Annotated in this window: 7 protein-coding genes; 4 read left to right on the top strand and 3 right to left on the bottom strand. The window is 60.8% G+C overall.

Annotation, left to right across the window (positions count from 1 at the left end; translation table 11 throughout):
* Position 1: 1 nt before the first annotated feature.
* The 3 genes from ACXIUA_RS05090 to ACXIUA_RS05080 are packed head-to-tail and all read right to left on the bottom strand — an operon-like array spanning position 2 to position 2675.
* Positions 2 to 931, bottom strand: a complete 930-nt coding sequence (locus ACXIUA_RS05090) for an acetaldehyde dehydrogenase (acetylating) (RefSeq protein ID WP_070363131.1) — start codon at positions 929 to 931, stop codon at positions 2 to 4.
* Between the two features lie 15 nt (positions 932 to 946).
* Positions 947 to 1732 (bottom strand): 2-keto-4-pentenoate hydratase, encoded by a 786-nt coding sequence (locus tag ACXIUA_RS05085; RefSeq protein WP_070975776.1) that lies wholly within the window; start codon positions 1730 to 1732, stop codon positions 947 to 949.
* 13 nt (positions 1733 to 1745) lie between these two features.
* Positions 1746 to 2675 (bottom strand): 3-carboxyethylcatechol 2,3-dioxygenase, encoded by a 930-nt coding sequence (locus ACXIUA_RS05080; protein WP_070363133.1) that lies wholly within the window; start codon positions 2673 to 2675, stop codon positions 1746 to 1748.
* A gap of 285 nt (positions 2676 to 2960) precedes the next feature.
* Here ACXIUA_RS05080 and ACXIUA_RS05075 point away from each other — a divergent pair, with 285 nt between their 5' ends.
* Genes ACXIUA_RS05075 through ACXIUA_RS05060 form a run of 4 tightly spaced genes read left to right on the top strand, consistent with a single transcriptional unit; the run spans position 2961 to position 6469 of the window.
* Complete coding sequence (locus ACXIUA_RS05075) at positions 2961 to 4274, top strand: aromatic ring-hydroxylating dioxygenase subunit alpha (RefSeq protein WP_457976289.1); 1314 nt, start codon at positions 2961 to 2963, stop codon at positions 4272 to 4274.
* 33 nt (positions 4275 to 4307) lie between these two features.
* Positions 4308 to 4658, top strand: coding sequence for a non-heme iron oxygenase ferredoxin subunit (locus ACXIUA_RS05070; protein ID WP_070363135.1), 351 nt, complete (start codon positions 4308 to 4310; stop codon positions 4656 to 4658).
* Positions 4655 to 5863: an NAD(P)/FAD-dependent oxidoreductase gene (locus tag ACXIUA_RS05065; RefSeq protein ID WP_256020575.1), complete on the top strand. Its 1209-nt coding sequence runs from the start codon at positions 4655 to 4657 to the stop codon at positions 5861 to 5863. Before ACXIUA_RS05070 ends, ACXIUA_RS05065 begins: the two co-directional genes overlap by 4 nt.
* Positions 5864 to 5884: 21 nt before the next feature.
* Complete coding sequence (locus tag ACXIUA_RS05060; RefSeq protein ID WP_457976288.1) at positions 5885 to 6469, top strand: aromatic-ring-hydroxylating dioxygenase subunit beta; 585 nt, start codon at positions 5885 to 5887, stop codon at positions 6467 to 6469.

Genomic DNA, 6469 nt, shown 5'->3' with positions numbered 1-6469 from the left:
ACTATGCTCCTTGCTTCTGCGCCGACACGAGCTCGGCGTACTTGTTTGCGGTGGCAATTGCTGCCGATGTGATGATGTCGAGGTTGCCGGCGTAGTCCGGCAAGAAGTCGCCTGCCCCTTCTACTTCGATGAGGACGGAAACACGACCGAGTCCGTTCCAGTCGTCGCGGGCTTCTTCGAACTGTGGATCCGCGGTGAGGCGGTAGCCCGGTACGTACTGCTGCACCTTCGCTGCCATTTCTTTGATGGACGCGGCGATCTGGTCTTGCAGTTCGCCAGGAGCCGCGGCTTCTGGAGGAAGGGCACAGTAGACAGTGTTGCGCATCATCATTGGTGGCTCGACGGGGTTGAGGATGATGATGGCTTTTGCGTGTTTCGCGCCAGCGAGTTGTTCGAGGGCGGCGGCAGTGGTTTCGAGGAACTCGTCGACGTTAGCGCGGGTGCCAGGACCCGCGGACTTCGAGGAGATCGACGCAACGATCTCCGCGTATTCGACGTCTACGATGCGGGATACTGCCGCGACAATCGGGGTGGTGGCCTGACCGCCACAGGTAATCATGTTCACATTGTCGACGGTTTCGAGCTCATCCAGGTTGACCGATGGGCAGAAGAATGGGCCGACGGCTGCCGGGGTGAGGTCGATGGCGCGGATGCCTGCTTCGCGGTAGCGCGGTGCGTTTGCCGCGTGTGCGCCCGCCGAGGTTGCTTCAAAGACGAGGTCTGGAAGCGGATCCTGTTGCAGGAGCCAGTCGACGCCTTCGTGGGAGGCCGCGATGCCGTTTTCGCGCGCACGCTTGAGGCCTTCCGATTCTGGATCGACGCCGACCATGTAGCGCAGATCAATGTTGGATTCGTTGTTCAAAAGCTTCATCATCAGGTCGGAGCCGATGTTGCCCGATCCGACGATGGCTGCTGTCATTTTCTTTTGCATTGTGGTGCTCCAAACCTATTTAAACCGGACGTCGATGGCCCCGTATGGGCCGTAGGATACTGCGAGGTGTTGGCCTGCTTTGAAAGCGACTGCGCCGCAGAAGCTACCGGTAAGCACGATGTCACCGGCGCGCAGGGCGGTGCCTTGCTCGTCGAGAATGCCTGCGAGCCACGGCAGCGGGAGCAGCGGGTCGCCCATCACATCCTTGCCGACGCCCTCTCCGACAACTTCGCCGTCGAGCGTCATCGTCGCGTGGACTGTTGCAGCTTCCTCCAGGTCGAGATCGAGCGGGGTCGGGTCCCACACGATGGCGCCGAACGAAGCGTTGTCGGCGATGGTGTCGACAAGGCGGATGTCCCAGTCACGGACTCGTGAGTCGATGATTTCGACGGCAAGGTGCGCGGACTTGACAGCCTTGCGGGCCTCTTCGAGTGTCGCGCCCGGTTCAAGGTCCTTCCCGAGCACGAACGCGAGTTCCGGTTCGACCTTCGGGGAGATGAAGCGGTCGACTGCAATGTCGGTGCCGGCTTCGTAGAGGTCGGCGTCGGTAAAAAACCCGAAGTCTGGGCTATCGACCCCCAGCTGCTGCTGCATTGCGAGTGAGGTCAGACCAACCTTGCGCCCGATAACTTTGTGTCCGCGGGCAACGAAGTCTTTTTCCTGGATCTGTTGGATTGCGTAGGCGTCGGCGATATCAAGGTCGGCGACGACGGTGCGCGGTGGCGCGATCGGCTCGCAGGACGGGTACGCGGCGAGCAGGTCGTTTGCGATGGTACGCAGGGAGTCCTCACGGCTACTCATCTATCTGTCTCTCCTATGATGCAATGACCAGGCCGAAGCCTGCGACGAACTCTGGGATTGGGCGGTAGAACGTGAACTCGGCGTTGACTCCACCGTTGGCGGCGGTCAGCGCGGAAAACGCCGCAACCCAGGTACGCACCTCGTGCGAGGAGTGACCGGCTTCGTCGTCCATGGTGTCGGCGTCGTAGGCGTCGAATCGCGTCGATTCGCCGGAGATGCAGTCCGCCATGAACTTTTCGTCCCACTCTGGGTTGATGTCGATGATTCCTGCATTTGCGGCACCTTCTTTGCCGGCGGCGATGACGCGAGCTTCACGAGCGTCGCGGTCGGCCTGGTCCGGGTGGCCGTGGAGCATGAAGTGCTTCTGCGCGTCGGTTGCGGATGCCCAGCGTGGAAGCGGCGGGTCGTGGGACAGGCCACCGGAGGCAACCATCAGCACCTTCTTGTCCTGGGCCTTCGCCCACTTGCCGACGGCCTCCCCCATCACACGGATGCGCTGCATCGCGGTGAACGGTCGGGCGACTCCGTTGACGAAGATCGGAATGACTGGCTTGGCGGTCAGGGAGCCGAAGAGCAGCTCGACAGGCTGTGCGCCGCCGTGGTCGAGAACCATCTGGCGGGAGATTGCCATGTCGACGTCCTGGTCGATAACGAATTGCGCGAGCTCTTCTGCGGCTGACTCGGGCACGTCGAATGGGCCAGGCGTGGTGAGGTAGTCACCCATCGATTCTGCTTGTAGGCCTACACAGAACGGGGGCATCAGGGTGTAGAAGAACCCGTTGAAGTGGTCCGGCGTGAAGACGATGACCAGATCTGGGTCATATTCTTCCGCGGCTTTGCGGGCTTTTGCGAATGCGTCTTGCAGCGCCTCGTTCACCTCTGGTTTTGGCTCGTTGATGCCGAGCAGCGGGCTGTGGGACAGCGCAATAAGTTTTACGCTCATGGTGGCCTCCTCCGGGGCTGGGTTTATCAGCTGTCACATCTGACTGTAGAAGTAGCACATCACACTCCGCGCCCTTGTTCCGGGTTTTGGAACACTAAACCACATACTCAAAAGCAAGAATGTCTGAACTACCCTCGCTCCCTACCCCCGTCCCACAGATTCTGTTCTATTCACTGGAACACATACGCGAACATAACTGCCCCCATGTAGCTTAAGAATTGTGTGAAGCAAAGAACGCTTCAGAAGTAATTGTGCTTTCTATCACTAGGTGCGAAGGAGTTACCTATGGCAACGCCACCAAAGTCCGGCTTACAGCGGCCGGCAGAATTGGATCAGTGCATCGACGTCAGTGGCATGGTCGACCCTGAAGGTGGCCTGGTAGATCGTCGAGTCTTTACGGACGAGGCCGTCTATAAGCAGGAAATGTCGCGTATTTTTGCCCGTTCCTGGCTGTTTATCGCCCACGAGTCGCAGTTCCAGAAGCCGGGCGATTTCTTCCAGACGTACATGGGCGAGGACCCGGTCATCGCGACGATGAACAAGAAGTGCGAAATCCGCGTGCTGCTCAACAGCTGCCGTCACCGCGGTGCCCGCGTGTGCCGCGCCGACCAGGGCCGCACGAAGATGTTTACCTGTACGTACCACGGCTGGGCGTACGACCTCGACGGTAACCTCGTCAACCTTCCTGGCAAGGAGCAGTACGACGAGAACTTCTCCCAGGACGACTGGCCGCTGGTCACGGTGCCCCGCGTGGAGTCCTACAAGGGCCTCATCTTCGCGAACTGGGACGAGAACGCCGAGCCGCTCGAGGATGCGCTTGGTGATATGCGCTGGTACATCGACGCATTCATGGACCGAGACCCTGAAGGCACCTACGTCGTTGGTGGCGTCACTAAGTGGGTGCTCGACGGCAACTGGAAGTTGGCAGCGGAGCAGTTCGCTACTGATTGGTACCACGTCAACATGTCGCATGCCTCTGCGCTGATGGTGATGTCCCCGTCGGGCAAGGGCCCGAAGAAGGAGATCGCGGAGCGCACCGGTGTGCAGTACCACGACGACCACGGCAACGGCGCGGGCTTCCCCGTACACCCGAAGAACCGTTTCGACGCCCAGCCGGTCCACGAGTACTACGACTACGACTTCCTGCGCGAGCGGCTCTCCCCTGAGCAGGTGATGGGCCCGATGACGAACGGCCACGCAACCGTGTTCCCGAACTTCTCCTACCTTCCGGTCAATGGCTCGATCCGCGTCTGGCACCCGAAGGGCCCGAACAAGATGGAAGTTTGGGCATGGACTGTCCTGGACCGTTCGATGCCGGAGGATGTGGCTCGCGCGCAGCGCCTGTATAACCTGCGCACTTTTGGCCCGTCGGGCATCTTCGAGCAGGACGACGGCGAGAACTGGTCTGAGTGCCAGTCCATCGCACATGGCTTCATGGTTGGCAACACCCCGCTGAACTACCAGATGGGTATGGCCACGGTCAGCGAACGTGAAGGATTCCCCGGCACTACATCCGAACTGTATTCAGACGCTGCTGGTCGTGCGCTGTACCGCCGTTGGCGCGAACTGATGTCGACCCCAGCTTGGCACGAGAAGTAAACCAAACACACCCTCGAAAGGAACCGAATTACCATGGCTGAACCAGTAAAAGTTGCTGACCTGGACGATCTCGAGCAGGAGGAAGGCTTCCTGGTCACGGAGGAAATGTCGGGATACGACAAGCCGATTGCACTCTTCCGCACCGAAGACGATGAAGTGTACGCCCTCGACGATATTTGTACCCACGAAATCGCTCACCTGTCTGACGGCTGGGTCGACGGCACAATGGTTGAGTGCCCGGTGCACTCCAGCCAGTTCTGCATGAAGACTGGCGCGGTGCAGTGCATGCCAGCGACCGAGGACACCAACACGCACAAGGTTGAGCTGCGTGGCGAAGAAGTCTGGCTCTACCCAGGCGTGCCTGCTGAAGGAGCCGACAAGTGAGCAGCACGACGATCGTAGGCGGCGGAATCGGCGGCTTTACCGTCGCTGATGAGCTGCGCAGGAACGGTTACACCGGTGAGATCACGATCATTGATCCGCTTGGTGTTCCGTACGACCGCCCACCGCTGTCCAAGGACTACCTGACCAACGAGAAGACGCGCGCTGAGATTGAGTTCCGCCCGGCGGAGTGGCTCGAGGAAAACAGCATTGTGCTGAAGCAAGCCACCGTTGAGCGCGTTGAGGCGCAATCGAAGAAGCTGGTGCTGGAGGGCGGTGAGGAGGTTGCGTACGACAACCTCGTGATCGCCACTGGTGGTACTGCTCGTCGCGGCAGTGCGCCGGGCTTCGACAGCGACAACGTCGTGGTGCTGCGCACTACTGAGGACGCTGACAAGCTGCGCTCGCTGATCGGCCCAGGCAAGAAGCTTGGCATCATTGGCGCTGGCCTTGTTGGTGCAGAGGTCGCGTCCTCTGCACGCAAGCTGGGCGCGGACGTGGTACTCATCGACCCTGCACCGGTATCCCTGGTCCCTGCTGTCGGCCCTGAGCTGGCGCAGCGCCTCCACGACATGCACGCGGAAAACGGCGTGGAGTTCATTAACGCGATGACCTCCAGCATCGAGGAGTCTGACGGCAGGTTCCACATCGGCCTCGACGGCCACGACGCCGTCACGGTTGACGCTGTGTTGCTGTGTATCGGCATCATCCCGGAGACGGTCCTCGCCGAATCCGCTGGTCTGGAGACCGATAACGGCATCCTGGTGGATGAGCAGCAGCGCACGTCGAACTCCTCCATCTGGGCTGTGGGCGACTGCGCCCGCACCCGCCTCGAGGATGGCACGCTACTTCGCCGCCACGAGCACTGGGACTCCGCAATCCAGGAAGCAAAGACAGCCGCCGCCTCAATTATCGACGGCCCGTCTCCGAAACTTTCCGCGTCCTGGTTCTGGTCCGACCGCTACGGCGTCCACGTTGAGGGTACCGGCGATATGACTATCCCTGGCGAAACCATCATCCGCAATGACGCGGAGGGTCGCCCGGCCGTCGCGTTGCGCCTCGACGAGAACGGCGCCTTGGTTGGCGCGGCAGCAATCGAAGATTCGATGGCTGTTCGTGCGGCACGTCGCATCATCGACCGCGGTATTGCCGTCGATAAGGACAAGCTGGCTGACGCATCGATTCCTCTGAAGAAACTTGCTCGATAGCTACAAGAAAGGAATGGACTCGTGACTGACTTTCTACGTCGCGACGACGTGACCCCCGGGGAGCGAGTGGACCAAACCACCTACTTCGATCTCCAAAACGTGTACTACGACGAAGCCGCCCTCCTCGACGAGGGACGCTACGTCGACTGGCTGACCCACTTCGACGAAGACCTCTTCTACTGGGCACCAACCCGCACGAACCGCCTCCGCCGCGAGCAGGCCCTCTCCATTTCGGACGAGGACGGCCCGGCCTTCTACGACGAAACCTACGACTCGCTAGCGTGGCGCATCCGCCGCTTCGACTCCGGCATGGCGTGGGCTGAAGACCCGCCGTCGCGTACGCGCCACCTGATCACGAACCTGATCGCACGGCACGTCACCGTCGGTGAAGGCGCCGACGCCGTCGAGGCGCTCGAGGTCCGCACCAACTTCTACGTCTGGCGCACTCGCCTCGAGCGCGAGCAGGACCAGTTTGTGGGCACCCGCACCGACCTGCTTCGCCCCGCGAAGGACGGTGAGGACGGCCCGAAGTGGAAGGTCTTTGACCGCCGCATCCTGCTCGACATCAACGTTCTGAACTCCAAGAACATCTCTACCTTCTTCTAA

The organism is Corynebacterium sp. UMB8791 (assembly GCF_054166365.1).
Note: the sequence above shows the minus strand (reverse complement) of the source record. Positions and strands in the feature narration are given on the sequence as shown.

Excerpts from the sequence above, each read along its gene's own strand:
- ACXIUA_RS05090 (WP_070363131.1), bottom strand. The coding sequence starts at position 931 with ATGCAAAAGAAAATGACAGCAGCCATCGTCGGATCGGGCAACATCGGC.
- ACXIUA_RS05085 (WP_070975776.1), bottom strand. The coding sequence starts at position 1,732 with ATGAGTAGCCGTGAGGACTCCCTGCGTACCATCGCAAACGACCTGCTC.
- ACXIUA_RS05080 (WP_070363133.1), bottom strand. The coding sequence starts at position 2,675 with ATGAGCGTAAAACTTATTGCGCTGTCCCACAGCCCGCTGCTCGGCATC.
- ACXIUA_RS05075 (WP_457976289.1), top strand. The coding sequence starts at position 2,961 with ATGGCAACGCCACCAAAGTCCGGCTTACAGCGGCCGGCAGAATTGGAT.
- ACXIUA_RS05070 (WP_070363135.1), top strand. The coding sequence starts at position 4,308 with ATGGCTGAACCAGTAAAAGTTGCTGACCTGGACGATCTCGAGCAGGAG.